The organism is Streptomyces sp. GQ60, assembly GCF_059758875.1.
Window position 1 is genome coordinate 461003 of the sequence record NZ_JCAXEG010000004.1, and the last position, 24051, is coordinate 485053.

21 protein-coding genes are annotated in these 24051 nt (G+C 73.1%); 14 read left to right on the forward strand and 7 right to left on the reverse strand.

Going from position 1 to position 24051, the window contains the following annotated elements:
* Positions 1–20: 20 nt before the first annotated feature.
* Together AC6CKD_RS13515 and AC6CKD_RS13520 are read left to right on the forward strand one after the other, a co-directional pair.
* Positions 21–380, forward strand: a complete 360-nt coding sequence (locus AC6CKD_RS13515) for a histidine triad nucleotide-binding protein (protein WP_498327400.1) — start codon at positions 21–23, stop codon at positions 378–380.
* A 3-nt stretch (positions 381–383) separates the two neighbouring features.
* Positions 384–1292, forward strand: coding sequence for a ribonuclease Z (locus tag AC6CKD_RS13520; protein WP_498327401.1), 909 nt, complete (start codon positions 384–386; stop codon positions 1290–1292).
* 26 nt (positions 1293–1318) lie between these two features.
* Here AC6CKD_RS13520 and AC6CKD_RS13525 read toward each other — a convergent pair whose 3' ends face one another.
* Positions 1319–2710 carry an MFS transporter gene (locus AC6CKD_RS13525; protein ID WP_498327581.1) on the reverse strand — a complete coding sequence of 464 codons (1392 nt, stop codon included), beginning with the start codon at positions 2708–2710 and terminating at the stop codon, positions 1319–1321.
* Between the two features lie 229 nt (positions 2711–2939).
* Here AC6CKD_RS13525 and AC6CKD_RS13530 point away from each other — a divergent pair, with 229 nt between their 5' ends.
* From AC6CKD_RS13530 to AC6CKD_RS13555, 6 genes are all read left to right on the forward strand, one after another.
* Entirely contained in the window at positions 2940–4037 is a 1098-nt protein-coding gene (locus tag AC6CKD_RS13530; protein ID WP_498327402.1) for a carbohydrate kinase family protein, read from the forward strand.
* A 200-nt stretch (positions 4038–4237) separates the two neighbouring features.
* Positions 4238–6355, forward strand: a complete 2118-nt coding sequence (locus AC6CKD_RS13535; protein WP_498327403.1) for a PhoH family protein — start codon at positions 4238–4240, stop codon at positions 6353–6355.
* A gap of 13 nt (positions 6356–6368) precedes the next feature.
* Complete coding sequence (gene ybeY, locus AC6CKD_RS13540) at positions 6369–6866, forward strand: rRNA maturation RNase YbeY (protein ID WP_250739423.1); 498 nt, start codon at positions 6369–6371, stop codon at positions 6864–6866.
* A complete protein-coding gene (locus AC6CKD_RS13545) occupies positions 6863–8170 on the forward strand; it encodes a hemolysin family protein (protein ID WP_498327405.1) in 1308 nt (435 codons plus the stop codon). Before ybeY ends, AC6CKD_RS13545 begins: the two co-directional genes overlap by 4 nt.
* Positions 8167–8529 carry an MmcQ/YjbR family DNA-binding protein gene (locus AC6CKD_RS13550; RefSeq protein WP_498327406.1) on the forward strand — a complete coding sequence of 121 codons (363 nt, stop codon included), beginning with the start codon at positions 8167–8169 and terminating at the stop codon, positions 8527–8529. The genes AC6CKD_RS13545 and AC6CKD_RS13550 overlap by 4 nt, the downstream gene beginning before the upstream one ends.
* 215 nt (positions 8530–8744) lie before the next feature.
* Positions 8745–9101 carry a cytidine deaminase-like protein gene (locus AC6CKD_RS13555; protein ID WP_498327407.1) on the forward strand — a complete coding sequence of 119 codons (357 nt, stop codon included), beginning with the start codon at positions 8745–8747 and terminating at the stop codon, positions 9099–9101.
* Between the two features lie 532 nt (positions 9102–9633).
* Here the strand turns inward: AC6CKD_RS13555 and AC6CKD_RS13560 are convergent.
* Positions 9634–10971, reverse strand: a complete 1338-nt coding sequence (locus tag AC6CKD_RS13560; RefSeq protein WP_498327582.1) for an MFS transporter — start codon at positions 10969–10971, stop codon at positions 9634–9636.
* Between the two features lie 113 nt (positions 10972–11084).
* Here AC6CKD_RS13560 and AC6CKD_RS13565 point away from each other — a divergent pair, with 113 nt between their 5' ends.
* The 3 genes from AC6CKD_RS13565 (at position 11085) to era (ending at position 15817) form a co-directional block, all read left to right on the forward strand.
* Complete coding sequence (locus tag AC6CKD_RS13565) at positions 11085–12116, forward strand: GlxA family transcriptional regulator (protein WP_498327409.1); 1032 nt, start codon at positions 11085–11087, stop codon at positions 12114–12116.
* Between the two features lie 63 nt (positions 12117–12179).
* The gene (locus AC6CKD_RS13570) at positions 12180–13685 is read left to right on the forward strand and encodes a WxL domain-containing protein (protein WP_498327411.1); all 1506 of its coding nucleotides are present in this window, start codon (positions 12180–12182) and stop codon (positions 13683–13685) included.
* A 1181-nt stretch (positions 13686–14866) separates the two neighbouring features.
* Positions 14867–15817, forward strand: a complete 951-nt coding sequence (gene era / locus AC6CKD_RS13575; protein ID WP_374213701.1) for a GTPase Era — start codon at positions 14867–14869, stop codon at positions 15815–15817.
* 103 nt (positions 15818–15920) lie between these two features.
* On the opposite strand, the gene AC6CKD_RS13580 is transcribed toward era, so the two are convergent.
* The 4 genes from AC6CKD_RS13580 to AC6CKD_RS13595 all read right to left on the reverse strand — a co-directional run bounded on the left by AC6CKD_RS13580 (position 15921) and on the right by AC6CKD_RS13595 (position 18926).
* Entirely contained in the window at positions 15921–16583 is a 663-nt protein-coding gene (locus AC6CKD_RS13580; RefSeq protein ID WP_498327412.1) for a class I SAM-dependent methyltransferase, read from the reverse strand.
* A gap of 144 nt (positions 16584–16727) precedes the next feature.
* A complete protein-coding gene (locus tag AC6CKD_RS13585; RefSeq protein WP_498327413.1) occupies positions 16728–17549 on the reverse strand; it encodes a GNAT family N-acetyltransferase in 822 nt (273 codons plus the stop codon).
* 27 nt (positions 17550–17576) lie between these two features.
* A complete protein-coding gene (locus AC6CKD_RS13590) occupies positions 17577–17846 on the reverse strand; it encodes a protealysin inhibitor emfourin (RefSeq protein ID WP_498327415.1) in 270 nt (89 codons plus the stop codon).
* A 24-nt stretch (positions 17847–17870) separates the two neighbouring features.
* Entirely contained in the window at positions 17871–18926 is a 1056-nt protein-coding gene (locus AC6CKD_RS13595; RefSeq protein WP_498327416.1) for a M4 family metallopeptidase, read from the reverse strand.
* A 376-nt stretch (positions 18927–19302) separates the two neighbouring features.
* Between AC6CKD_RS13595 and leuA the strand changes: the two genes are divergently transcribed.
* Both leuA and AC6CKD_RS13605 read left to right on the forward strand, forming a co-directional pair.
* On the forward strand, positions 19303–21066 hold the full coding sequence (leuA, locus tag AC6CKD_RS13600) for a 2-isopropylmalate synthase (RefSeq protein WP_498327417.1): 1764 nt from the start codon (positions 19303–19305) through the stop codon (positions 21064–21066).
* Positions 21067–21413: 347 nt separating this feature from the next.
* Entirely contained in the window at positions 21414–22109 is a 696-nt protein-coding gene (locus AC6CKD_RS13605; protein WP_498327418.1) for a TerB family tellurite resistance protein, read from the forward strand.
* Between the two features lie 27 nt (positions 22110–22136).
* Here the strand turns inward: AC6CKD_RS13605 and AC6CKD_RS13610 are convergent, their stop codons facing one another.
* Positions 22137–23036 (reverse strand): alpha/beta fold hydrolase, encoded by a 900-nt coding sequence (locus AC6CKD_RS13610; RefSeq protein WP_498327420.1) that lies wholly within the window; start codon positions 23034–23036, stop codon positions 22137–22139.
* Between the two features lie 57 nt (positions 23037–23093).
* On the opposite strand from AC6CKD_RS13610, the gene AC6CKD_RS13615 reads away from it, so the two are divergent.
* Positions 23094–23726 carry a TetR/AcrR family transcriptional regulator gene (locus AC6CKD_RS13615; RefSeq protein WP_498327422.1) on the forward strand — a complete coding sequence of 211 codons (633 nt, stop codon included), beginning with the start codon at positions 23094–23096 and terminating at the stop codon, positions 23724–23726.
* Positions 23727–24051 lie beyond the last annotated feature (325 nt).

The following is a 24051-nucleotide window of genomic DNA, read 5'->3' on the forward strand; positions in this document are numbered from 1 at the left end:
CGTCACGAAGGGCTCAGCACATGGCCGGGGAACCGCAGGCCGACTGCCTGTTCTGCAAGATCGCTGCGGGCACCGTCCCCGCGACGGTCGTCCGGGAGACGGACACGACCGTCGCCTTCCGCGACATCAACCCGCAGGCGCCCACCCACGTCCTCGTCATCCCGAAGGCGCACTACCCCGACGCCGCCTCCCTCGCGGCCGCGGAACCCGGGCTCGCCGCCGACGTCCTGAGCGAGGCCGGCCGCGTCGCGGCCGACGAGGGGCTCGCCGACCGCGGCTACCGGCTCGTCTTCAACACCGGCGCGGGCGCCGGCCAGGTCGTCTTCCACGCCCACGCGCACGTCCTCGGCGGCCGCGGCTTCGAATGGCCCCCGGGATAAACCGTGTCCGTACGAGAACTCGTGGTGCTCGGCACCGCCAGCCAGGTGCCCACCCGCCACCGCAACCACAACGGCTACCTGCTGCGCTGGGACGGCGAGGGCATCCTCTTCGATCCCGGCGAGGGCACTCAGCGCCAGATGCTCCGCGCCGGGGTGGCCGCGCACGACATCAACCGGATCTGCGTCACCCACTTCCACGGGGACCACAGCCTCGGATTGGCCGGGGTCATCCAGCGGATCAACCTCGACCGGGTCCCGCACCCCGTCACCGCCCACTACCCGGCCTCCGGGCAGAAGTTCTTCGACCGGCTGCGGTACGCCACGGCCTACCGCGAGACCGTGCGGCTCGCCGAGGAGCCGGTGGCCGAGGACGGGATCCTGGCGCGCGCGGGCGCTTACACCCTGGACGCCGTACGGCTCTCGCACCCGGTGGAGTCCTTCGGCTACCGGGTCACGGAGCCCGACGGCCGCCGGATACGGCCCGAACTCCTCGCGCTCCACGGGATCAAGGGGCCGGACGTGGGCCGGATCCAGCGCGAGGGCAGCCTCGGCGGGGTCACCCTCGACGAGGTCAGCGAGGCGCGCGCCGGACAGCGGTTCGCCTTCGTCATGGACACCCGGCTCTGCGAGGGCGTCGAGGTGCTCGCGGCGGGCTGCGACATGCTCGTGATCGAGTCGACCTTCCTCGACGAGGACGTGCAGCTGGCCACCGACCACGGGCACCTCACCGCCGGGCAGGCCGCCCGGGTGGCCCGCGACGGCGGCGTGCGGCACCTCGTGCTGACGCACTTCTCGCAGCGCTACACCGACCCGTACGAGTTCGAACGCCAGGCCCGCGCGGCCGGCTTCGAAGGCGAGCTGACGATCGCGGCCGACCTGGTACGGGTCCCCGTGCCCAAGCGGGCCGGATAGCGGAACCCGCCCACGGCCTGGGCCGTCTAGACGCCGGTGCGGATCCGTCGGCGGGCGCGGTCCCGGCCGCGGCGGGCCGCCGCCGGGGAGAGCAGCAGCACCCGGAGCGGGGGCAGGCGCAGCGGGCGGGCCGGGAGCCGAGCGAGCTCCACGACCTCCAGTTCCTGCGCGCCGACCCTCGGCACCGAGCCGGCCGGCGTCCCGGCTCCGGCGGCGAGCACGGCCGCCGGGGCACCGCCGCGCCGGCGCACCGAGCCGGGGGTCAGCGGGCGTCCGCCGACGTGCAGGGCGACCGCGGCCATCGGGCCGGCCACCGCCAGCAGCAGGCCCCCGAGGACCAGGCCCATGCCGGGGAACCCGACCCCCTCGGCGAGCAGGCTCCCGGTGACGGGCCCGCAGGCCACGCCGAGCGAGGACGCGGAACCGACCAGGACGGCCCAGCGCCCGCGCGGGTCGAGGGCGGCGGCCAGGCCGATGGCGTAGGAGAGCACGACGGGGTAGACCGCGTTCCACAGGATCTCCCCGGCCGCGAAGGAGCCCAGGTCCCGGGCGTGCGAGGCCAGCACCACGCAGCATGCGATCAGAGCCGTGCCCACCCCCACCGGGACCGCCCGCCCGAGCCGTGCCCCGAGCGCGGAGGCGGCCGTGACCCCGAGCAGCCCGGCGCCGAGCGCGGCCGCGAAGACCATCCCGAGGGTGACCTCGGACAGGCCCGCCTGCTGCGCGCCGATGCGGCCGCTGACGCCCCACAGGGCGTTCTGGGCCAGCGACCACAGCATCAGGGCCCCGGCGAGCACCATCCCGGCGCGCGGGTACGGCAGCCGTCCGGATACCCGTACGGCTGGGCCGGCACCGTCCGCGGGCTCCGTGCGGTCGGCCCCGTCGAGGCGGCCCGTCGCCGGCCAGCACACCAGCGCGACCAGGGCGATCGCCGCGAACGGGAGCCCGTGCCCGCCGCCCAGCCGGGGCAGGGTCAGGTACAGGGTCCCGGCCGTCGCCGACACCGACAGCAGCCCCAGCGCCGAGGTCCGGTGCGGGTCGTGCTGCGCCGCGATCCCGGACGCGGCCACGGCGGTGGCCGTGCCCGAGCCGAAGCCGCCGAGGACGGCGCCCGCGATGACGAGGGGGAGCTGCGCGGTGGCGGCCGCGGTGCCGTACCCGAGGACGGCGAGCAGCAGCCCGAGCCGGGCCAGCGGACGCGGCCCGCGGCGCGGGATGCGGGAGGCGAGGGTGAATCCCGCGGTGGCCGAGCCGAGCAGCAGGACCGAGCCGATCAGCCCGGCCTGCGCGGGGCTCAGGGGGAGGTGCGCGTCGAGCCGGCCGACGACGGTCGGCAGCAGGTACGGGGCGGCGTAGCCGGAGGTGAAGAGTGCGACGAGCGGCCAGGCGGCGGGCGGCGCGGGGGTGCGGTCGGGCACGGGGTGTTCCAGGTGGTGCAGGTGGAGCGTGAGATTCCGCAAGAGCGCGGGGCTCATATCTATCAAGCGGCCCGATCTTCCGAGAAGGGCGTTCGGGCGGTGATCTGCGTCACACTGTATTCCGGGCCCGCCCGGGAGGGAGGGCCTGGCGGCGGACCTGGGTTGAGCCCATTGAAGAAACGACCCGCCAAGATTCACCAAGCGCGCCGAACCGAACGGGGAGTGCATCGTGACCAGTCGCAGCAGCCGGGACAGCCTCGACTCCGCCGTGGACCCGCTCGGGCCGCTGCGCGACCCCCAAGAACCGGGCTGCGACGTCTTCCTGACGGGCACGGTCTTCCTCGACATCATCTTCACCGGCCTCGACTCGGCCCCCGTGCGGGGCACGGAGTCCTGGGCGCGCGGCATGGGCTCCAGCCCCGGCGGGGTCGCCAACATGGCCACCGCGCTCGCCCGGCTCGGCCTGCGCACCTCCCTGGCCGCCGCCTTCGGGGACGACCACTACGGGGAGTACTGCTGGGACGCGCTCGAACAGGGCGAGGGCATCGACCTGTCGATGTCACGGACCGTACCCGGCTGGCACAGCCCCGTCACCGTCTCGATGGCGTACGAGGGCGAGCGCACGATGGTCTCCCACGGCCACGAGGCCCCGCCCCCGGCGGGCCCCGGACCGTTCCCCCAGTGCCCGCCCCGCGCCCGCGCGGCCGTGGCCTCGCTCGGCGCGGGCGGCGGCGAGGCCTGGGTCGCGGAGGCGGCCCGGCGCGGGGCCCGGGTCTTCGCCGACGTCGGGTGGGACGACAGCGGCCGCTGGGACCTGGGGGCGCTGGCCGACCTGGAGCACTGCGAGGCCTTCCTGCCCAACGCGGGAGAGGCGATGGCCTACACGCGCACCGACTGCCCGCGCGCGGCGGCCCGGGCGCTGGCCGAGAAGGTGCCGATCGCGGTGGTGACGATGGGCTCGGAGGGCTCGTACGCGGTGGACGGGCGGACCGGGGAGACGGCCGAGGTCCCCGCGATCGCGGTCGACGCCCTGGACCCGACCGGCGCGGGCGACGTGTACGTGGCGGGCTTCCTCACCGGCACCCTCGCCGAGTGGCCCCTCGCGGACCGGCTCGCCTTCGCGGCCCTGACGGCCGCCCTGTCGGTGCAGGAGTTCGGCGGCTCCCTCTCGGCCCCCGGCTGGCCCGAGGTGGCCCACTGGTGGCGCTCCGCCCCGGAGGCCCTGCGCGGGCGGTACGGCTTCCTGGACGACCTGGTCCCGCGGGCCGCGGCCCCGGCCAGCCGCCGCCGGGCGGTCCCGACGATCGGCTTCCGCCAGTCGGCGTAGGGCCTGTCCGGCCGGGGAATGCCGACGGGGGCGTGCGGGGCCGCGCCCCCGGCCCGGCGCCCGCGCCCCGGGCGGCCCCACAAGGGACCCCGTAAAACCCCTCGGGGATGCCGGGACGGCGACGTAGGCTTGGAAGTCCGGTGGCCGTCGATCGGCGCGGCCCCTCAGTGGGAGGTATGCGCAGGCCACAGTGCCGGCCCATGACTCAGACACCGACAGCCAAGATCCTCGCGCCGGGACAGGCCCGCGCCCACTTCTCCGTACCGGCGACCCACCCGATGGTGTCCGTCCTCGGCTCGGGCGACGCCCTGTTGCGCGTGATCGAGAAGGCCTTCCCGAGGGCCGACATCCATGTTCGGGGCAATCAGGTCAGCGCGGTCGGCGCGGCGGCGGAAGTCGCTCTGATCCAGCGCCTGTTCGACGAGATGATGCTGGTGCTCCGCACCGGGCAGCCGATGACGGAGGACGCAGTGGAACGCTCGATCGCCATGCTCAAGTCGAGCAGCAACGGCGGGGGCCCGGACGAGACGCCCGCCGAGGTGCTCACCCAGAACATCCTCTCCAGCCGCGGCCGCACCATCCGCCCCAAGACGCTCAACCAGAAGCGGTACGTCGACGCGATCGACAAGCACACGATCGTCTTCGGCATCGGCCCCGCCGGTACCGGCAAGACCTACCTCGCCATGGCCAAGGCGGTCCAGGCCCTGCAGTCCAAGCAGGTCAGCCGGATCATCCTGACCCGCCCGGCGGTGGAGGCCGGCGAACGCCTCGGCTTCCTCCCCGGCACCCTCTTCGACAAGATCGACCCGTACCTCCGGCCGCTCTACGACGCCCTGCACGACATGATCGACCCGGACTCGATCCCGCGGCTGATGGCGGCGGGCACGATCGAGGTGGCGCCGCTGGCATATATGCGTGGGCGTGCGATGCCCGTCTTCACGAACGTTTTGACGCCGGACGGCTGGCGCCCCATCGGGGACCTTCAGGTCGGGGACCTCGTCGTCGGATCGAACGGCGAGCCGACGCCGGTCCTCGGCGTCTACCCGCAGGGCGAGAAGGACATCTACCGCCTCACGGCCCAGGACGGCGCCTGGACCCTGTGCTGTGGCGAGCACCTGTGGACTGTCAGAACGCGCGACGACAAGCGCCACGACAAGCCGTGGAGGGTCCTGGAGACCCAGGAGATGATCGGCAACCTGCGAGCTGCGCACGCTCGCCGTTACGAGCTGCCGATGCTGACCGCGCCCGTCGCCTTCCCCGAGCGTGCGGTCCCCATGGACCCGTACGCCCTGGGTCTGCTGCTCGGCGACGGGTGTCTCACCGGTTCGACAACGCCTTCCTTCGCCACGGAGGACGAGGAACTCGTCCATGCGCTGGTGGCCGCGCTTCCCGGTGTCACGGCACGGCACAGGGGCGGTCCGGACTATGTCCTCAACCGGGTGGAGTCACCCGGCGACGCGGTCACTCTGGTGAACCCCGTCACCAGGGTCATGCGAGAACTTGACCTGCTGGGAACCCGTTCGCACACCAAGTTCGTGCCGGACGACTACCTGTTCAACGCGGAGGACGTCCGCCTTGCGGTGCTCCAGGGCCTGCTCGACTCCGATGGCGGCCCCGTCACCCAGCAGGACCGCACCTGCCGGATCCAGTACTCCACGACGTCGATTCTCCTGCGGGACGACGTGATCGCCCTCGTGCAGTCCCTCGGCGGAGTGGCCTACACCCGGCGCCGGGCGGCAGAAGGCCGCGAGCAGGGCACAGCCCTTGCCGCCCACCGGCACGACGCGCACGTCGTCGACATCCACCTCCCCGAGGGCATCGAGCCCTTCCGCCTCACCCGTAAGCGGGACGCGTACCACGCGGCGGGCGGCGGTGGTCGTCCGATGCGCTTCATCGACTCCATCGAGCCCGCGGGCCGCGAAGAGGCGGTGTGCATCCAGGTCGCCGCCGAGGACTCGCTGTACGTCACGCAGGACTACCTGCTGACGCACAACACCCTCAACGAGGCTTTCGTGGTGCTCGACGAGGCGCAGAACACCACACCCGAGCAGATGAAGATGTTCCTGACCCGGCTCGGGTTCGACTCGAAGATCGTCGTCACCGGTGACGTGACGCAGGTCGACCTGCCGGGTGGCGCCAAGAGCGGTCTGCGGCAGGTGCAGGACATCCTCGAAGGGGTGCCGGACATCGCGTTCTCGCGGCTCACGTCCGAGGATGTCGTCCGGCACAAGCTGGTCGGCCGTATCGTCGACGCGTACGAGAAGTACGACGACGGCCAGGACGCGAAGCAGTCGCGGAACGGCTTCCAGCGGAAGTAGAAATCAGCGCACCATGTCGATCGACGTCAACAACGAGTCCGGAACCGAGGTCGACGAGCGGGCGATCCTCGACATCGCCCGCTACGCGCTCGCCCGGATGCGGATCCACCCCCTCTCGGAACTCTCCGTCATCGTCGTGGACGAGGACGCGATGGAGCAGCTCCACATCCAGTGGATGGACCTGCCCGGACCCACCGACGTCATGTCCTTCCCGATGGACGAGCTGCGTCCGCCGTCGAAGGACGAGGAGGAGCCCCCGCAGGGGCTCCTCGGTGACATCGTGCTCTGCCCCGAGGTCGCCAAGAAGCAGGGCGAGGACGCGCCCACGCAGCACTCCATGGACGAGGAGCTCCAGCTCCTGACCGTCCACGGCGTGCTGCACCTGCTGGGGTACGACCACGAGGAGCCGGACGAGAAGGCCGAGATGTTCGGCCTCCAGGCGGCCATCGTCGACGGCTGGCGCGGCGAGAACGGCGTGACCGGACCGTCCCCGGCTCCGACCGTCTCATGACCGGTGATGTCCAGCTGATCACCGGGGCCGTCCTGCTGGTCGTGGTGGCCTGGTTCGCCGCGTGCGCGGAGTCCGGGATCGCCCGGATCTCCGCCTTCCGCGCCGAACAGGCCGTACGGGAGGGCCGGCGCGGCAGCGCGAAGCTGGCCCAGGTCGCGGGCGACCCGACCCGCTACGTCAATGTCGCGCTGCTGGTCCGGGTCACCTGCGAGATGGCGGCGGGCGTGTTCGTCACGTACGTCTGCCTCGACGAGTTCGGGGAGAACTGGACCGCGCTGCTCGTCGCCATCGCCGTGATGGTCCTCGTGTCCTACGTGGCGGTCGGGGTGTCCCCGCGCACCATCGGCCGGCAGCACCCGCTGAACACGGCGACGGCCGCGTCCTACGTCCTCGTACCGCTCGCCCGGATCATGGGGCCGGTCCCGCAACTGCTGATCCTCCTCGGCAACGCGCTCACGCCCGGCAAGGGATTCCGCAAGGGCCCCTTCGCCTCCGAGGCGGAGCTGCGCGCGATGGTCGACCTGGCGGAGAAGGAATCGCTGATCGAGGACGACGAGCGCCGGATGGTGCACCAGGTCTTCGAGCTGGGCGACACGCTCGTGCGCGAGGTCATGGTGCCGCGCACCGACCTGGTCTGCATCGAGCGGTACAAGACGGTCCGTCAGGCGACCACGCTCGCGCTGCGGTCCGGCTTCTCGCGCATTCCGGTGACCGGGGAGAACGAGGACGACATCGTCGGCATCGTGTACCTGAAGGACCTGGTCCGCAAGACGCACATCAGCCGGGACGCGGAGAGCGACCTGGTGTCCACGGCGATAAGGCCCGCGGTCTTCGTGCCGGACACCAAGAACGCGGGCGACCTGCTGCGCGAGATGCAGTCGGTGCGCAACCACGTGGCGGTCGTCATCGACGAGTACGGCGGCACCGCCGGCATCGTCACCATCGAGGACATCCTGGAGGAGATCGTCGGCGAGATCACCGACGAGTACGACCGGGAGATCCCGCCGGTGGAGGAGCTGGGCGGGGACCGCTACCGGGTCACCGCGCGGCTGGACATCACCGACCTCGGTGAACTGTTCAAGGTGGACGCCTTCGACGACGAGGACGTGGAGACGGTCGGCGGACTGCTCGCCAAGGCGCTGGGCCGGGTGCCGATCGCCGGCGCCTCGGCGGTGGTGGACCTGCCGGACGGACGGCCGCTGCGGCTGACGGCGGAGTCCCCGGCGGGACGGCGGAACAAGATCGTGACGGTGTTGGTGGAGCCGGTGGCTCCGGTGGAGGGCCAGGAAGGGGACACGGAGTGACACCGGCGGAGCTGCGCGACTTCTGTCTGGGGTTCAACGCGGCGGTGGAGGAGTTCCCCTTCACCCCGGAGATCTCGGTGTTCAAGGTGCGGGGGAAGGTGTTCGCGCTGAGCGCGCTGGACGCCGAACCGCTGAAGGCCAACCTCAAGTGCGACCCGGAGCAGGCGCTGGCGCTGCGGGCGGAGCACGAGGCGGTCGTGCCGGGCTGGCACATGAACAAGCGGCACTGGAACACGGTGACCGCGGGCGGGCCGGGGGCGCTGCCCGACGCGCTGGTCCGGGAGCTGGTCGAGGACTCGTACGACCTGGTGGTCGCGGGTCTGCCGCGGGCGGAGCGGCTGCGGCTCGACCGGCCGTAGCGGCATCGGGCCGACCGGGACCGGACCGGAAACCGGAACGGGCATCGGGTCGAAGGTCATGGATCACGGGACCTTCGGGGACGTGGATCCCCTTACGCAGCGCTTAGTTTTATCCCTGCGCCACCAAGATCCCGGGGGGACCCGGGGGCGGAGGGGAGAGCGCGTCGGCGGGGTCGTCGTGCGGCCCCGCCGACGCGCTCCATATGCTTCGGACCATGACCGACAGCACCGGGATCGACCCCGAAGACACCAAGATCATCACCTTGGCGCGCAGCGCCCGGGCCCGCAACGGCGTGCCCGAGGGGGCGGCGGTCCGGGACGAGACCGGCCGTACGTACGTCGCCGGAACCGTGGCGCTGGACTCCCTGAAGCTGAGCGCGCTCCAGACGGCCGTCGCGATGGCGGTGGCCAGCGGGGCGCAGTCCCTGGAGGCGGCGGCCGTCGTCAGCGCGGCGCAGGCCCCCTCCGACGCCGACCGCGCGGCGGTCCGTGACCTCGGCGGCCCGGACACCCCGGTCCTCCTGGCGGGCCCGGACGGCAGCCTGAAGTCGACCACTCCGGCGGGCGCGTAGCCCTTGCCGGGGGATGCGGGCGGGAGGGGTCCGGTCGCGGCCCGGCAGCCCGCGTCCCGCCCGGCCTGCCCGCCGCTCGGCCGGCGCCCGGGCGACGAATGAGGCGACCTAAGCCGTAGCCGCCGGGCTGCCCGGCCCGGCGGCCCAGGTGCGCAGGAACTCGGCGGTTTCGGTGCGCCCCCGGTGTTCCGCCCATTGCAGCGGGTCCTGTCCCGCCGGCGGAGGTGCGGATCCGCTCCGTGCTCCAGCAGGACCCGGGCGATGTCCGTGTGCCCCTGGAAGGCGGCCCTGCCCGGCGGGGCGGCGCGCAGCCCGTTGGACGGTCGGCTCCGGCGCCTGCTGCGAGCAGCTGCCGGACGATGGAGCTGTGGCCTTCGGAGGCCGCCTGGACCAGCGGCAGGTCCTCCTCGTAGAGGCCCGTGAGCTGCTCGGGCTCCGCGCCCGCCGCGAGCAGCATGCGCACCGTGCCGTCCCGGCCCCCGTGCACGGCGAGGTACAGCCCCGTGCACACTTCGGCGTCCCGCGCGGGCCGTCAGGTCGCGACGGCGTCGGCAGGGGTCCGGCGGCGGATGACCATCGCCATCAGGGCGGCCATCGCGCACAGGGCGCCCGACGCGTACCAGACGGTGTCGTAGGAGCCGAAGGCGTCGCGGGCCAGGCCGCCGAGGAAGGCCACCGCCGCCGCGCCGATCTGGTGCGAGGCCAGGACCCAGCCGAAGACGATGGCGCCGTCCTCGCCGTAGTGCTCGCGGCACAGGGCGATGGTCGGCGGGACCGTCGCGACCCAGTCCAGGCCGTAGAAGACGATGAAGAACACCATCGGCGGGCGCACGGCCGGGGCCAGCAGCATGGGGAGGAAGAGCAGCGAGATCCCGCGCAGGGCGTAGTAGACGGCGAGGAGGCGGCGCGATTCGAAGCGGTCCGTCAGCCAGCCGGAGAACACCGTGCCGATCACGTCGAACACGCCGATCACGGCGAGGAGCCCGGCCGCCGCCGTCACCGGCATGCCGTGGTCGTGGGCCGCCGGGACGAAGTGGGTCTTCACCAGCCCGTTGGTGGAGGCCCCGCAGATCGCGAAGGTGCCCGCCAGCAGCCAGAAGGGGCCGGTACGGGCCGCCTTGAGCAGGACGCCCACGGCCCGGCGGGCGGCGCCGGGGACGGGTGCCGGCTTGGCGGTGTACTCGCCTCCGTACGGGGTCGTCCCGACGTCCGCGGGGTGGTCGCGCAGCAGCAGCCAGACGAAGGGCACGACGGCCAGGGCCGCCAACGAGACGGTGACCGCCGCCGGGCGCCAGCCGTGGTTCTCGACGAGCCAGGCCAGCAGCGGCAGGAAGACCAGCTGGCCTGAGGCCCCGGCGGCGGTCAGGATGCCGGTGACCAGCCCGCGCCGGGCGGTGAACCAGCGGTTGGTCACCGTCGCGGCGAAGGCCAGCGCCATCGAGCCGCTGCCCAGCCCGACCAGAACGCCCCAGTACAGGACCAGTTGCCAGGAGGCGGTCATCCACACCGTGGCCATCGAGCCGCCGGCTATGACGGTCAGCGCGAGGGCGACGACCCTGCGGATGCCGAAGCGGTCCATCAGCGCGGCGGCGAACGGCGCGGTGAGCCCGTACAGCGCGAGGTTCACGGAGACGGCGAGGCCGATCGTGCCGCGCGACCAGTCGAACTCCGCGTGCAGCGGCTCGATGAGCAGACCGGGGAGCGAGGCGAAGCCGGCGGCGCCGATGATCGTCACGAAGGCGACGGCCGCGACGAACCAGGCGCGGTGGACGCGGTGGACGCGGTGGACGCGGTGCGGCCGCCGCGGCGGTACGCCGTCGGCGGCGTCGGGGCCGGCGAAGGGGCCGGCTGCCCGGCCGGAGGCGGGCATCGGTGCGGGGGAGGGGCCGGGGCCCGGGTCTGTCTGCGTCACGCCGATAGTTTCCGGCCGCCGGGGCCCCGTACGACAGTGGCCTGACTGACACCCTTCGATATGATCGGGCCATGGAGACTCGCGCGCACCGTGTCGTCGTACTCGCCCTCGCCGGGCTGCTGCCCTTCGAGCTCGGGATCCCGCACCGGATCTTCGGGCGGGCGAAGGATTCCGCCGGGCGGCCGCTGTACGAGATCCTCACCTGCGGGCTCGCTCCCGGCAGGGTGTCCACGGACGCCGACTTCGACGTCCACGTCGAGCACGGTCCCGAACTGCTGGCCACGGCCCACACGGTGGTGGTCCCCGCCTCCTACGAGCTGGGCCCGGTCCACGACGAGGGCCGGCTCACCCCCGAACTCGCCGCCGCCCTCGCCCACATCAGGCCCGGCACCCGGCTCGTCTCCATCTGCACGGGCGGATACGTCCTGGCCGCGGCCGGGTACCTGGACGGCCGCCGGGCCACCACCCACTGGTCCGCCGCCGAGCACTTCCAGCGGACCTTCCCGGCCGTACTGGTCGACCCGGGCGTGCTCTACACCGACGACGGGGACGTGCTCACCTCCGCCGGAGTCGCCGCCGGGATCGACCTGTGCCTGCACATCGTGCGCCGGGACCACGGCGCGGCCGTCGCCAACGACGTGGCCCGGCGCACCGTCGTACCGCCGCACCGCGAGGGCGGGCAGGCCCAGTTCATCGAGCGCCCGGTGCCGCAGCCGCAGCGGTCGGCCACCACCGCGGCCCGCGCCTGGGTGCTCGACCGGCTGCACGAACCGCTGCGGCTGACCGACCTGGCCCGGCAGGAGGCGATGTCGGTACGGACCTTCACGCGCAGGTTCCGCGAGGAGTCGGGGCTCAGCCCGGGCGAATGGATCGTCGGGCAGCGGGTGGAGCGGGCCAGGGCGCTGCTGGAACAGACCGACCTGCCGATGGAACACGTGGCCAGGGAGGCGGGCTTCGGGACCGCGCAGTCCCTGCGCAAACACGTACAGACGGCGCTCGGCGTGAGCCCGACGGCCTACCGGCGGACGTTCCGGGAAGCCGCACCGGGTGCCACCCTGCCATCTCCTGATGGGACATCAGTTGCTGCCGGGTCCGTGCATTGACTTATCCCCCCGCCCGCTCGTGAATGGCCCCCTGGCGGGGTACGGGATCCCAGGGGGCGGTCAGTGCGGACTTCGGCGGGGACGACGGCGCGGACGGCGGCGCGGGCGGCGGCACGGCACAGAGGGTGGTCGGCGGCCGTCGGCATGGCGGTCCTGGCGGCCGCGACCGGGGGCGCGCTGAGCGCGCCCGCCGCCGCGGAGGGGGAGACCCCTCCCGGGCAGGTCGAGTTCCCCACGCACTGTCTGCCGCCGCAGGAAGCCGGACTGCCGCCGGCCGACGGGCCCACCACCGCCCGGATCACCGTCGACGACCCCGCGCCGCGCGTGGGCGACACCGTCACCGTCACCTATCAGGTGACCCGGACCCCCGCCGTGAACCCGCTCGCGGTCGGCCTGCCCGCAGACGTCCTCACCCCGACCGGGCGGATCGTGCTCGGGGGCGTGCAGCAGGGCGAGGTCACGGTCGTCGGGGCCAAGCGCAACGATCCCGTCGAGGCGGGCGGGGCGCTGCCCGCCGTCACCATGACCGGCACCTTCACCGTCACCGCTCCCGGCGAGATCACCCTGGCCCCGGGCGGCTACACCCTGCACACGGGCCACCTGCTCGAACTCGACACCGTCTGCGCCGCCGCCTCCGGGAGCGTGCCGCCGGGACCGGCACCGGACCCGTCCGCGCAGCCCTCCGCGTCCGCCTCCGCGTCCGCCTCCGCGGATCCGTCGCCGGTGCCCCCGTCCGCCTCCGCGTCCCCGGCTCCGTCCCCGTCGCCCTCCCCGGCCGGGCCGGTCGCCCAGCGGATCACCGCGAGCCCGCTGCCGACGGCCAACCTGCGCGCCGTCGCGCTCGGTACGGCCGCGGGAGCCCCGGGCGCCGGGGTCAAGGTCACCGGAGCCGGCTTCGCCCCCGGCGCGGAGGTCACCGTGGCCGGCCGCGCCGGTACGGCCGAGACCGCCGACCGGGTCACCGCCAAGGCCGACGAGCTCGGCGTGGTCCTCACGGAGCTGCTGGTCACGGACCGGGCGACCAGCGCCGTCGTGGCCTACGAGGGCGCTGCCTGGACTCCGGAGCGGGGCTCCGGTCCGTCCGCGTACACGGTGATCGCCGCCGCCCCGCTGCCGCCGGGCAGCCAGACGGTGACGGCGGTCGTGGAGCCGGGCGAACTCGGGATGACCCAGGAGGGCGACGCCGTGACCCTGGCCGCGGTGCCGTACGGGGACGGCGGCGCGGCGGCCGGCCGGATCGGCACCGTCACCGTCAAGGACGCCCGAGGCGGGCCGGCCGGGTGGTCCCTGATCGGCAAGGTCACCGATTTCACGGGCTCCGGCGGGGTCCGCATCCCCGGCGCCTCCCTGAACTGGACCCCGGCGTGCACGGCCGCGCCCGGCAGCCACAGCGCGTGCACGCCGGGCAGTGCGGGCACGGTCGGGCCGGACGGCGCGGTGCTGGCCTCCACCGGTGACGCCGCCCTGGTCGGCGGCACCTTCACCGTCGACGCGGCCGTCACCCTCCAGGTGCCCCCGTACACCCCGCCGGGCGCCTACACGGCGGTGCTCACCCTGACGTTGTCGTGACCCGGCCCGGCCATTCCGCCGCGACCGTGCCGCTGCGCGGGGCGAAGTCCCCGACCCGCCCTTCGCCCATCCCCCGGACTCCGTCCGGGGGGACCCCCAGCCGGGTCGCGCCCGGACCCCCTGGGGCTCCGCCCCAGACCCCGCGCCTCGAACGCCGGCGAGGCTGGATTCGGACGACGCCGCGGGCAAACCCAGCCCCTCCGGCGTTTGAGGAGCGGGGGGCCGGGGGCGGGTCCCCGGCAGCGGCGCTGGCCGCACGGGTGCGGCGGGGCCTGGCCACGGCCGCGGTCGCCGCCGTGACGGCCGGGATCGGGCTGCTCGGCGGAGCCGGACCCGCCGCCGCCGCGGACAACGGGCAGTGGTCCGTCCTGCCCGCCGCCAACACGCTCGGACAGCGGCCCTACTTCTACCTCGCGGCCGCCCCCGGCCAGGCCGTCACCGACTCCGTCACCATCGCCAACCGCACCGACCGGCCCCGCACCTTCCGCCTCTACGCCGCGGACGCCTACAACACCGCCCGCGACGGCGGCTTCGCCCTGCGCGCGCCCGAGGAGCCGCGCACCGCCACCGCCGCCTGGACGGTGCTGGCCCGGGAGCGGATCACCGTCCCGGCGAAGACCGCGGTCGACGTCGGCTTCACCCTCACCGTCCCCGACCGGGCCGAGCCGGGGGACCACCCCGGAGCCGTCGTCGCCCTGGAGGACCGGCCCGCCGGCACCGCGGTGCGCGGCATGGGCGTGCAGCAGGCCGTCGCCGCCCGCCTCTACCTCCGGGTCACCGGCCCCACCGCCCCCGCCCTGGCCGTCGAGGACCTGCGCACCGACCGCCGCGGCGCCGCCGGCGCGGAGGTCTCGTACACGCTCCACAACCTCGGCAACGTCACCCTGCGCCCCCGCGCCACCCTGACCGCCTCCGGGGCGCTCGGCCGGGGCCTCATCTCCCTCCCCCTCACCGGGCTGCCCGCCGAGCTGCTGCCCGGCCAGCGGGTGCGGCTCACCGCGCGCTGGCCGGACCCGCCCGCCCTGGAATGGGCCCAGGTCGCGGTGGTGGCGCGGGCCGACGGCACGGCCGCCCGGGCCACCACCGGACACGCCGCGCACCCCGCGCTGAACGGCCGGCTCGGGGCCGCTCTGGTCCTCGTGGCGGCGGCCTGGTCGGCGCTGGGAGCCGCATCGGGGAGAATGGCCCGTATGAGCGATCGTTCCCCCGAGACCACCAGCCCGCACCGTGCGGGCTTCGCATGCTTCGTCGGCCGTCCCAACGCGGGGAAGTCGACCCTGACCAACGCGCTCGTGGGTACCAAGGTCGCGATCACCTCCAACCGGCCGCAGACCACGCGCCACACCGTCCGCGGCATCGTGCACCGCCCCGACGCCCAGCTCGTCCTCGTCGACACGCCCGGCCTCCACAAGCCGCGCACCCTGCTCGGCGAGCGCCTCAACGACGTCGTGCGCGCGACCTGGTCCGAGGTCGACGTGATCGGCTTCTGCCTGCCCGCGGACCAGAAGCTCGGCCCCGGTGACAAGTTCATCGTCAAGGAGCTCGCGGGGATCAAGAAGACCCCCAAGATCGCCATCATCACCAAGACCGACCTCGTCGAGTCCAAGGTGGTGGGCGAGCAGCTCATCGCGGTGCACCAGCTCGCCGAGGAGCTGGGCTTCGAGTGGGCCGAGATCGTCCCCGTCTCGGCGGTCGGCGACACCCAGGTCCAGCTGCTGGCGGACCTGATCGCGCCGATGCTGCCGAAGAGCCCGCCGCTGTACCCGGAGGGCGACCTCACCGACGAGCCCGAGATGGTGATGGTCGCGGAGCTGATCCGCGAGGCCGCGCTCGAAGGCGTACGGGACGAGCTCCCGCACTCCATCGCCGTGGTCGTCGAGGAGATGATCCCCCGGGAGAACCGCCCGGCGGACCGTCCGCTGCTGGACATCCACGCCAACCTCTACATCGAGCGGCCGAGCCAGAAGGGCATCATCATCGGCCCGAAGGGCGCCCGCCTGAAGGAGGTCGGGATGAAGTCGCGCAAGCACATCGAGGCGCTGCTCGGCACCCCGGTCTTCCTCGACCTGCACGTGAAGGTCGCCAAGGACTGGCAGCGCGACCCCAAGCAGCTCCGCAAGCTGGGCTTCTAGCCCGTCCCCACCGAATCGGGTGGGGTGCCTTCGCCGGCCGGAGTCCGGCGCAGCGCCCCGAAGCCCGGGAGGCCCGCCAGGGCCGACCGGTGCGAGGGGCGCGTCAAGAGGAGAGCCGCCGCACCTTCACCGCGTTGTCCGTACGGGTCCCGGGCCGGCCGTCAGGCTGGTTCTGGACCCGTACGTGTTCCTCCGCCAGCAGGACCTCCCAGGCGCCGGCCTCCAGTTCCAGCTGGGCGAGGACGTCGTCCGGGGTCGGGAAGGCCACCTCCGGGCGGTCCTCCTGCCAGGACGCCCAGCCCGCGTGGCCGACGACGAGCAGGATCCCGCCGGGGGCCACGGCCGCGGCGGCCCGGCGCAGGATCCGCTCGCGCGGGAACTCCCCGAAGGTGTGCAGGAAGCACGCGGAGACCAGGTCGTACTCCCCGGCCGGGAAGGACTCCGCGAGGTCGTGCCGCTCCCACGCGGTGCGGTCCGCGACCCCCGCGTCGGCGGCGTGGGCCGCCGCCCGCTCCAGGGCGACCCCGGAGATGTCCGTCCCGGTGACGTACCAGCCCCGCCGCGCGAGCCACACGGCGTCGCCGCCCTCCCCGCAGCCGAGGTCCAGGGCCCGGCCGGGGGTGAGCGGGGCGGCCTCCCGGGCCAGCACGGCGTTGGCGTCGCCGCTCCAGATCCTTTCGCCCTCCCGGTAGCGGGAGTCCCAGAACTCCTCGCCCACGAAGTCGGTCCCGGGGGAGTGGGGGGCGTGGTCGTGCGCGTGCGCCATGGCGGCCTCTTCCGGTCGGTACGGGTACGGGTGCCCGCGTCTCCGATGCTCCGCCCGGACCGCGGACCCGGCCAAGCGACCTTGCCGTTTCCGCAAGACAACGGGCTCAGAAATGCGCCGGACGCCCCGCGGGGACCCGCCCCGTCAGAGCGGCCGGTCCGCGATCAGGGCCGTGCCCACGGGGCGGAAGCCGAGGCGGGCGTAGAGGCGGGCCACGTCCTCGTCGCCCGCCGAGAGGAAGACCGTGCGGGCTCCGCGGGCCAGGGCGTCGGCGACCAGGGCGGCCGTCACCGCGAGGGCCAGGCCCTGGCGGCGGGCCGACGGGAGGGTGCCGACACCGACCACCTCGGCGACGTCGCCGACCGGGACGTACTGGCCGGAGCACAGGACCGCGCCGTCGCGCACGGCCGCCGCCAGGGCGGTCCGGCCCGACTCGATCATCCCCGCGACCCGGACCCGGCGGCCTTCCGAGGCCGGGTCCTGCTCCGCCACCGCGAGCTCCGCCGGGCCCCCCTCGCCCACCGCCGTGCCGGGGGCGGCGAAGGCCAGCATCGGCACCGTCACGGCCGGGCGCAGGAGCGGGTCGGCCGCGCCGAGCAGGCGTACGTCCGGATGCGCGGGGAGCTGTACCGCCGACGGGTCGAGCACCAGCAGGGGATGCGCGTGCACGCTCAGCCCGGCGGCCTCCGCGGCGGCCCGCAGGGAGGGGGTGGTTTCGGCCACCCACTCGAAGGCCTCGGGGATCCGCAGCTCGCGCTGGCGGGCCAGCACCCGCTCGACGTCGGCCACCGAGACGCCATCGGCCGAGGCGGCGCCGAGCGTGGGCCGCGCGTAGTAGGGCCAGCCGTCGCTCTCCTGGACGAAGAGGGTCAGCGGGCCGAAGTCCTCGGCCCGCGCCCCACCCGCCCGGGGTGCCGCGTCGTAGTAGCGCTCAAGCTCGGGCAGGCAGTCGGAAGTCGTGATCATCCGGCCATCCAAGCAAGCGGGCCCCGGTCAGGCACCTTCTTTAAGGACGCGAGAGATCAGCGAGCGCTGCGCGTCCGACAGGTCCGGGTCCCCGCAGAGCACCGTGCGGCCGTCCACCGTGATCCGGTACGAGAAACCGTCCCGGACCCGGTCCGCCGCGTCCCCCGGCGGCACGGGCCGCATGGCCAGCCGCGCCAGGTCCTGCCACTCGGCCTCGTCGGGCAGGCCCGAGGTGTCCACCTCGCCCCGCCGCTCGATCCCCGCGAAACCGCCCGTCCGCACCACCTGAATCCGCATGACCGCCCTTCTACCCGGCGCCCGCTACCCCAAGCCGACCGTCGACCACGCCTTCTGCAGCGCCTGGTGTTCCGGGCCGCCCTCGCCGAAGCGGGTGACGGCCGCGGCCGTCGTCAGGGCGGCGAACCGGGCGAAGTCCGCCTTCGGACCCAGCTCCCCGCCGGTCAGGGTGTCGTACCAGATCCGTCCGGCCCGCTCCCAGGCCTTGCCGCCGAGCTCGGTCGCGGCGAGGTAGAAGGCGTGGTTGGGGATGCCGGAGTTGATGTGCACCCCGCCGTTGTCGCGGGAGGTGCGGACGTAGTCGTCCATCGTCGCGGGCTGCGGGTCCTTGCCGAGCTCGTCGTCCTCGTACGCGGTCCCGGGCGCCTTCATCGACCGCAGGGCGAAGCCGCTGTCCACCGAGGGACCGAGCAGGCCGGCGCCGATCAGCCAGTCGGCGTCCTCGGCCGTCTGGTCCAGGGAGTACTGCTTGATGAGGGAGCCGAAGACGTCGGACAGGGACTCGTTGAGCGCGCCGGACTGGCCGTAGTACTCCAGGTCGGCGGTGTGCTGGGTGACGCCGTGGGCCAGCTCGTGCCCGATGACGTCCACGGACACGGTGAAGTCGAGGAAGAGGTCCCCGTCGCCGTCGCCGAACACCATCTGGCTGCCGTCCCAGAAGGCGTTGTTGTACAACCGGTCGTAGTGGACGGTGGCGTCCAGCGGCAGGCCGGCGTCGTCGATGGAGTGCCGGCCGAAAGCCTTGAGGAAGAGCTCGAAGGTGGCTCCGAGCCCGGCGTAGGCCCGGTTCACGCTGGCGTCCTTGCCGGCGTCCTCGCCCTCGCCGCGGACCTTCTTCCCGGGCAGCCGGGTCTGGTGCTGGGCGTCGTAGATGGTCCGCTCGGGGGTCTCGGACGGGGTTCCCGCGGCGGGCGGGAGCACCGACATCAGCCGCCGGACCCGGTGGGAGGCGTCAAGCTCCAGGGTCCGCCGCGCGGCGGCGGCCCGGGCGGGGTCCTCCGACCGGGCGATCTTGTCCAGGAGGTGCGGCGGCACCACGGTGCAGAAGACGGGGCGGCGGGGGGTGAGGAAGGCTTCCATGTCCGGCAATGTGGCAGCCCGTGACGGCAGTGTCACTAGGGGCGACCATGATTCATTCGGTCGCCTGAAAGCGGTCGTGGCGCATTGACGGATCAACCGGACATGGGGTGGGGCGGGGAGGAGATAAAGAGGCTTAGCTCACAAAAGGTGCAAAACGGACGTGGGGGTCTTGCATACTGAAACAGGTCCCGCAATACGGGGCGGCTCGGTTAGGCTCGGCCCATCATGCGTTTCGGGCTGCTCCTCCTTAGCTGCCGCGGCGAGGGCCTGTAGTCGTAGGCCGACCCCCTCCCCGCGGAGTCTGGTGTTGCGGTTTTGCGACCGTCCGTCGGCCGTCCCAGCGAACTACACGCGGACACGCGAGGAGCCCTACGTCATGAGCCAGCACACTTTTGTCGGTCGCCCCACGCCCATCACGAACGCGACCCACACCCAGAAGCCCTCCGGGATGCCCATCCACAAGTACGGCTCGTACGAGCAGGTGGACCTCCCCGACCGCACCTGGCCCGAGGTCCGCGTCACCCGGGCGCCCCGCTGGCTGTCCACGGACCTGCGCGACGGCAACCAGTCGCTGATCGACCCGATGACCCCCGCCCGCAAGCGCGAGATGTTCGACCTGCTGGTGCGCATGGGCTACAAGGAGATCGAGGTCGGCTTCCCGTCCTCCGGCGAGACCGACTTCAACTTCGTGCGCTCCATCATCGAAGAGGGCGCGATCCCGGACGACGTGACCATCTCCGTACTGACCCAGGCCCGCGAGGACCTGATCGAACGGACCGTGGAGTCGCTGGTCGGCGCCAAGCGCGCCACCGTGCACCTGTACAACGCGACCGCGCCCACCTTCCGCCGGGTCGTCTTCCGCGGCTCCAAGGAGCAGATCAAGCAGATCGCCGTCGACGGCACCCGCCTGGTCATGGAGTACGCCGACAAGCTGCTGGGATCCGACACCGTCTTCGGCTACCAGTACAGCCCGGAGATCTTCACCGACACCGAGCTGGACTTCGCCCTGGAGGTCTGCGAGGCCGTCTGTGACGTCTGGCAGCCGGGCGAGGGCCGCGAGATCATCCTGAACCTGCCCGCCACCGTGGAGCGCTCCACGCCCTCCACCCACGCGGACCGCTTCGAGTGGATGGCCCGCAACCTGACCCGCCGCGAGCACATCTGCATCTCCGTGCACCCGCACAACGACCGCGGCACCGCCGTGGCGGCCGCCGAGCTGGCCCTGATGGCCGGCGCGGACCGCATCGAGGGCTGCCTGTTCGGACAGGGCGAGCGCACCGGCAACGTCGACCTGATCACGCTGGGCATGAACCTGTTCTCCCAGGGCATCGACCCGCAGATCGACTTCTCGCAGATCGACGAGATCCGTCGCACGAGCGAGTACTGCAACCAGATGGAAGTACACCCGCGCCACCCCTACGCGGGCGATCTGGTCTACACCGCCTTCTCCGGCTCCCACCAGGACGCCATCAAGAAGGGCTTCGACGCCATGGAGGCCGACGCGGCCGCCCAGGGCAGGACGGTGGACGACATCGAGTGGGCGGTCCCGTACCTGCCGATCGACCCGAAGGACGTCGGCCGCTCCTACGAGGCGGTCATCCGGGTCAACTCGCAGTCCGGCAAGGGCGGCATCGCGTACGTCCTGAAGAACGACCACAAGCTGGACCTGCCGCGCCGCATGCAGATCGAGTTCTCGCGGATCATCCAGGCCAAGACCGACGCCGAGGGCGGCGAGGTCACCCCGAAGGCGATCTGGGACGTCTTCCAGGACGAGTACCTGCCCAACCCCGAAAACCCGTGGGGCCGCATCCAGCTGCGCTCCGGCCAGACCACCACCGACAAGGACGGCACCGACACGCTGACCGTCGAGGCGGTCGTGGACGGCGTGGAGACCGTGCTGGACGGCACCGGCAACGGCCCGATCTCGGCCTTCTTCGACGCGCTGGCCGCCATCGGCATCGACGCCCGCCTGCTGGACTACACCGAGCACACGATGAGCGAGGGCGCCTCCGCCGTCGCCGCCTCGTACATCGAGTGCGCGATCGACGGCCGCGTCCTGTGGGGCATCGGCATCGACGCGAACACCACCCGCGCCTCCCTGAAGGCGGTCATCTCCGCCGTCAACCGCGCGGGCCGCTGAGACCGGTCCACGGGCGAACCCCGCTCCCCCTTCCGGGGGGAACGGGGTTCCGTCGTTTCCGGGCCTCAGCGGGCCGGTAGCCGCCGTCCAGCAGCCGGGTACCCGGGCCGCCCGCCCGGCTCGTCGTCCAGGGCCGGCGCCCGCTCCGTACGGATGGTCCCGGGCGTCATCGTGTTGACCCGGAAGCGCAGGGAAGCGGGGCGGCGGCGGGCCCGGGGCAGGGGCACAGATCAGCCAAGTACGGCGGACGGGCGATGTTGTCTTGTCACACGACTGACGCATCCTCACCGATGTGGCTAACATCACGCCAACCCGGCGATGTTGCCGGAAGGTTACGGAGGTGCGACGTGCTGCCAGTTCGGGGTGGGGACGGCCGGAAGCTGACGGTCTGGGGCATCCGCACCACCTGGTGCACCGTGGGGGACGGGGAGTTCTTCTGCCCCGACTGCGGTGGCGACCGCAACTACCGACGGCGCACGGGGCGCCGCCGCTTCACCGTCCTGGGGGTGCCGCTGCTGCCCCGCGGGCAGGAGGGTCCCGTCGTCGAGTGCCAGGGCTGCCGCGAGCGGTTCGCCACCGACGTCCTGGACCACCTCACCACCACCCGCTTCTCCGCGCTGCTGCGCGACGCCGTGCACACCGTGACGCTGGCCGTGCTGGCCGCCGGCGGGACGGCCTCGCGCAGTGCGCTGGAGGCCGCCGTGGGCGCCGTACGGGCCGCCGGGTTCCAGGACTGCACGGAGGAGCAGCTGGAGTCCCTCATCGAGGGGCTGGCCGCCGAGGAGGGGCGGCTCGGGCTCTACGACGGCCCCGACTGCTACGGCGCCGCGCTCTCGATCGAACTGCACGAGGCCCTGGAGCCGCTGGCCCCGCACCTGGCCGGCCCGGGCCGCGAATCGATCCTGCTGCAGGGCGCGCGCGTCGCGCTGGCCGACGGCCCGTACATCCCCGCGGAGCGCGAGGTGCTGGCGACGGTGGGCGCGGCGCTGCGGATCGACGCGGACGAGGTCGCGCGGCTGCTGTCGGCGGTCCGGGCGCCGTAGGGCGGTCGTACGGGTCCCCTGCGGGTCTCAGGCGGTGCCCCGCGCCACCGGGGCGGGGTGCGCGGCGATGAAGCGGCGCAGGGCCTCGCACAGCCCCCGCGGGTTGTCGAACGGGATCAGCGTGCGGGCGTCGGGAACTTCCTCGTAGACGCCGTACGGAAGCAGTTCGGCGAGCCGGCGGCCGGTCCGCGGCGGCATCATCCGGTCCTCCGCGCCCCAGAGGACCAGGGCGGGGCGGTCGAAGGAGCGCAGCCGCTCGGCGGCCCGGACGTAGGTGTCCTTGCGGGTGGCGTGCAGGAACGCGCCGAGGTCGCGGCGGATGGCCGGGTCGGTGAGCAGCGGGCCGTACCAGCGCAGGACCAGATCGTGCGGGATCGGCCGCTTGGCCATGCCCCCGAGGGAGGTCCGCATCCCGGCGAGGAAGGGCGAGCGGAAGGACCGCAGGAGCAGGTGGAGTGCTCCGGGAATCTTGCTCGCGGTGTGCAGGGCCTTGCCCTGGAGGCCCGGCGGGTAGTTGTCGAGGGCTTCGCACGAGGCGAGGACGAGGCGTGCGATCCGCTCGTCGTCGACGCCCACGAGGAGTTGGGCGATGCCGGCGTCGTTCTGGACGAGGGTGACCTCGCGCAGGTCGAGGCGGTCGAGGAACTCGGCGAGGAGTCCCGCGACGCCGTGGGCGGAGAGGTCGGCGCCGGGGTCCATGGGGAGGCGGTGGCCGCCGAGGGGGAGGACCGGGACGAGGACGCGGAAGTCGGGGCGCAGTTCGTCCACGACGGGCTGCCAGACGGAGGAGTCGAAGCCGAGGCCGGGGACGAGGACGAGGGTCTCGCGGGCGGGGCCGTCCGCCGCCCCGGGGCCGGTGTCGGTTCCGGCGTCGCCGTCGGTGTCGGTGTACTCGATGGTGCCGGAGCTGAGCGCGATGGAGTGCATGCGGTTCCCCCTGGTCGAATCCACTAGATAGACCGATCTAGTGAGAGGCTAGCCCCGATGATGACGACAGGCGATACGAGAGCGCGCATTCTTGGCGCGGCGACCGAGCTCTTCCGCCGCCAGGGGTACGCGGCCACGGGCATGAAGCAGATCGTGGCGACGGCGCAGGCGCCCTACGGGTCCGCCTACCACTTCTTTCCGGGAGGCAAGGCGCAGCTGGGGGAGGAGGTCCTGCGGACCTCAGGCGCGACCTACCTGGCGCTGATCGGAGACCTCTTCGGGCCGGGCGCCGGCCATCACGACGACCCGGTCCTGGCGACGCGGGACGCCTTCACGGGTGCGGCCGTGACGCTGGAGGAGCTGGACTTCGCAGACCCCTGCCCCGTCGCCACGGTCGCGCTGGAAGTGGCGAGCACCCACGAGGGGCTGCGCCTGACCACCTCCGAGATCTTCGCTTCGTGGACCGATGCGCTGGCCGCGTACTACGCCGGCCACGGCATCGGAGCCGCGCAGGACACGGCGGGCTCGGTGATCGCGCTGCTGGAAGGCGCCTTCATGCTGGGCCGCGCCCACCGCCGGACGGACCCGGTGCTCGCCGCGGCGACGGCGGCGCAGGCGATCGTTTCGGCCGCGCTGGCGGGTTCGGACGCGGCCGCGTCTCACGATGCGGGCGAAAACGGCACATTCTGAGATAACGATCGGGCGTCGCGGCCTCGATTTGAAGATCCTTCCGCGGGTCGTGAACCACGGAGGCGTGTCATTCGTACGGGGTGTTTCCACACGGTGGACGGACGGCGGGGCGTCTCCTTCTTTGCGTGGCCGAACGTCCCCAGGAGCGTTAACCCGCACGTCATCGGGTGGGGCCTTCGCGTTCGCGCAGCAGGAAGCGGCGATTCTGCGAAGCGTTGGCCATAGCTGACTCCGAGGGCCCCCACCACTGGAGAAACCTACAGAGCAGGTAGATCGCGGAGTCAACATTTTGTAGAAGTCGACGATATCTGTGAGCGGCCCCACA

Bases quoted from the DNA above. Each gene is read 5' to 3' on its own strand.
- AC6CKD_RS13515 (WP_498327400.1), top strand. From the start codon at position 21: ATGGCCGGGGAACCGCAGGCCGACTGCCTGTTCTGCAAGATCGCTGCG.
- AC6CKD_RS13535 (WP_498327403.1), top strand. From the start codon at position 4,238: ATGACTCAGACACCGACAGCCAAGATCCTCGCGCCGGGACAGGCCCGC.
- ybeY (WP_250739423.1), top strand. From the start codon at position 6,369: ATGTCGATCGACGTCAACAACGAGTCCGGAACCGAGGTCGACGAGCGG.
- AC6CKD_RS13545 (WP_498327405.1), top strand. From the start codon at position 6,863: ATGACCGGTGATGTCCAGCTGATCACCGGGGCCGTCCTGCTGGTCGTG.
- AC6CKD_RS13555 (WP_498327407.1), top strand. From the start codon at position 8,745: ATGACCGACAGCACCGGGATCGACCCCGAAGACACCAAGATCATCACC.
- AC6CKD_RS13560 (WP_498327582.1), bottom strand. From the start codon at position 10,971: ATGCCCGCCTCCGGCCGGGCAGCCGGCCCCTTCGCCGGCCCCGACGCC.
- AC6CKD_RS13565 (WP_498327409.1), top strand. From the start codon at position 11,085: ATGGAGACTCGCGCGCACCGTGTCGTCGTACTCGCCCTCGCCGGGCTG.
- era (WP_374213701.1), top strand. From the start codon at position 14,867: ATGGCCCGTATGAGCGATCGTTCCCCCGAGACCACCAGCCCGCACCGT.
- AC6CKD_RS13580 (WP_498327412.1), bottom strand. From the start codon at position 16,583: ATGGCGCACGCGCACGACCACGCCCCCCACTCCCCCGGGACCGACTTC.
- AC6CKD_RS13585 (WP_498327413.1), bottom strand. From the start codon at position 17,549: ATGATCACGACTTCCGACTGCCTGCCCGAGCTTGAGCGCTACTACGAC.
- AC6CKD_RS13590 (WP_498327415.1), bottom strand. From the start codon at position 17,846: ATGCGGATTCAGGTGGTGCGGACGGGCGGTTTCGCGGGGATCGAGCGG.
- AC6CKD_RS13595 (WP_498327416.1), bottom strand. From the start codon at position 18,926: ATGGAAGCCTTCCTCACCCCCCGCCGCCCCGTCTTCTGCACCGTGGTG.
- leuA (WP_498327417.1), top strand. From the start codon at position 19,303: ATGAGCCAGCACACTTTTGTCGGTCGCCCCACGCCCATCACGAACGCG.
- AC6CKD_RS13610 (WP_498327420.1), bottom strand. From the start codon at position 23,036: ATGCACTCCATCGCGCTCAGCTCCGGCACCATCGAGTACACCGACACC.
- AC6CKD_RS13615 (WP_498327422.1), top strand. From the start codon at position 23,094: ATGATGACGACAGGCGATACGAGAGCGCGCATTCTTGGCGCGGCGACC.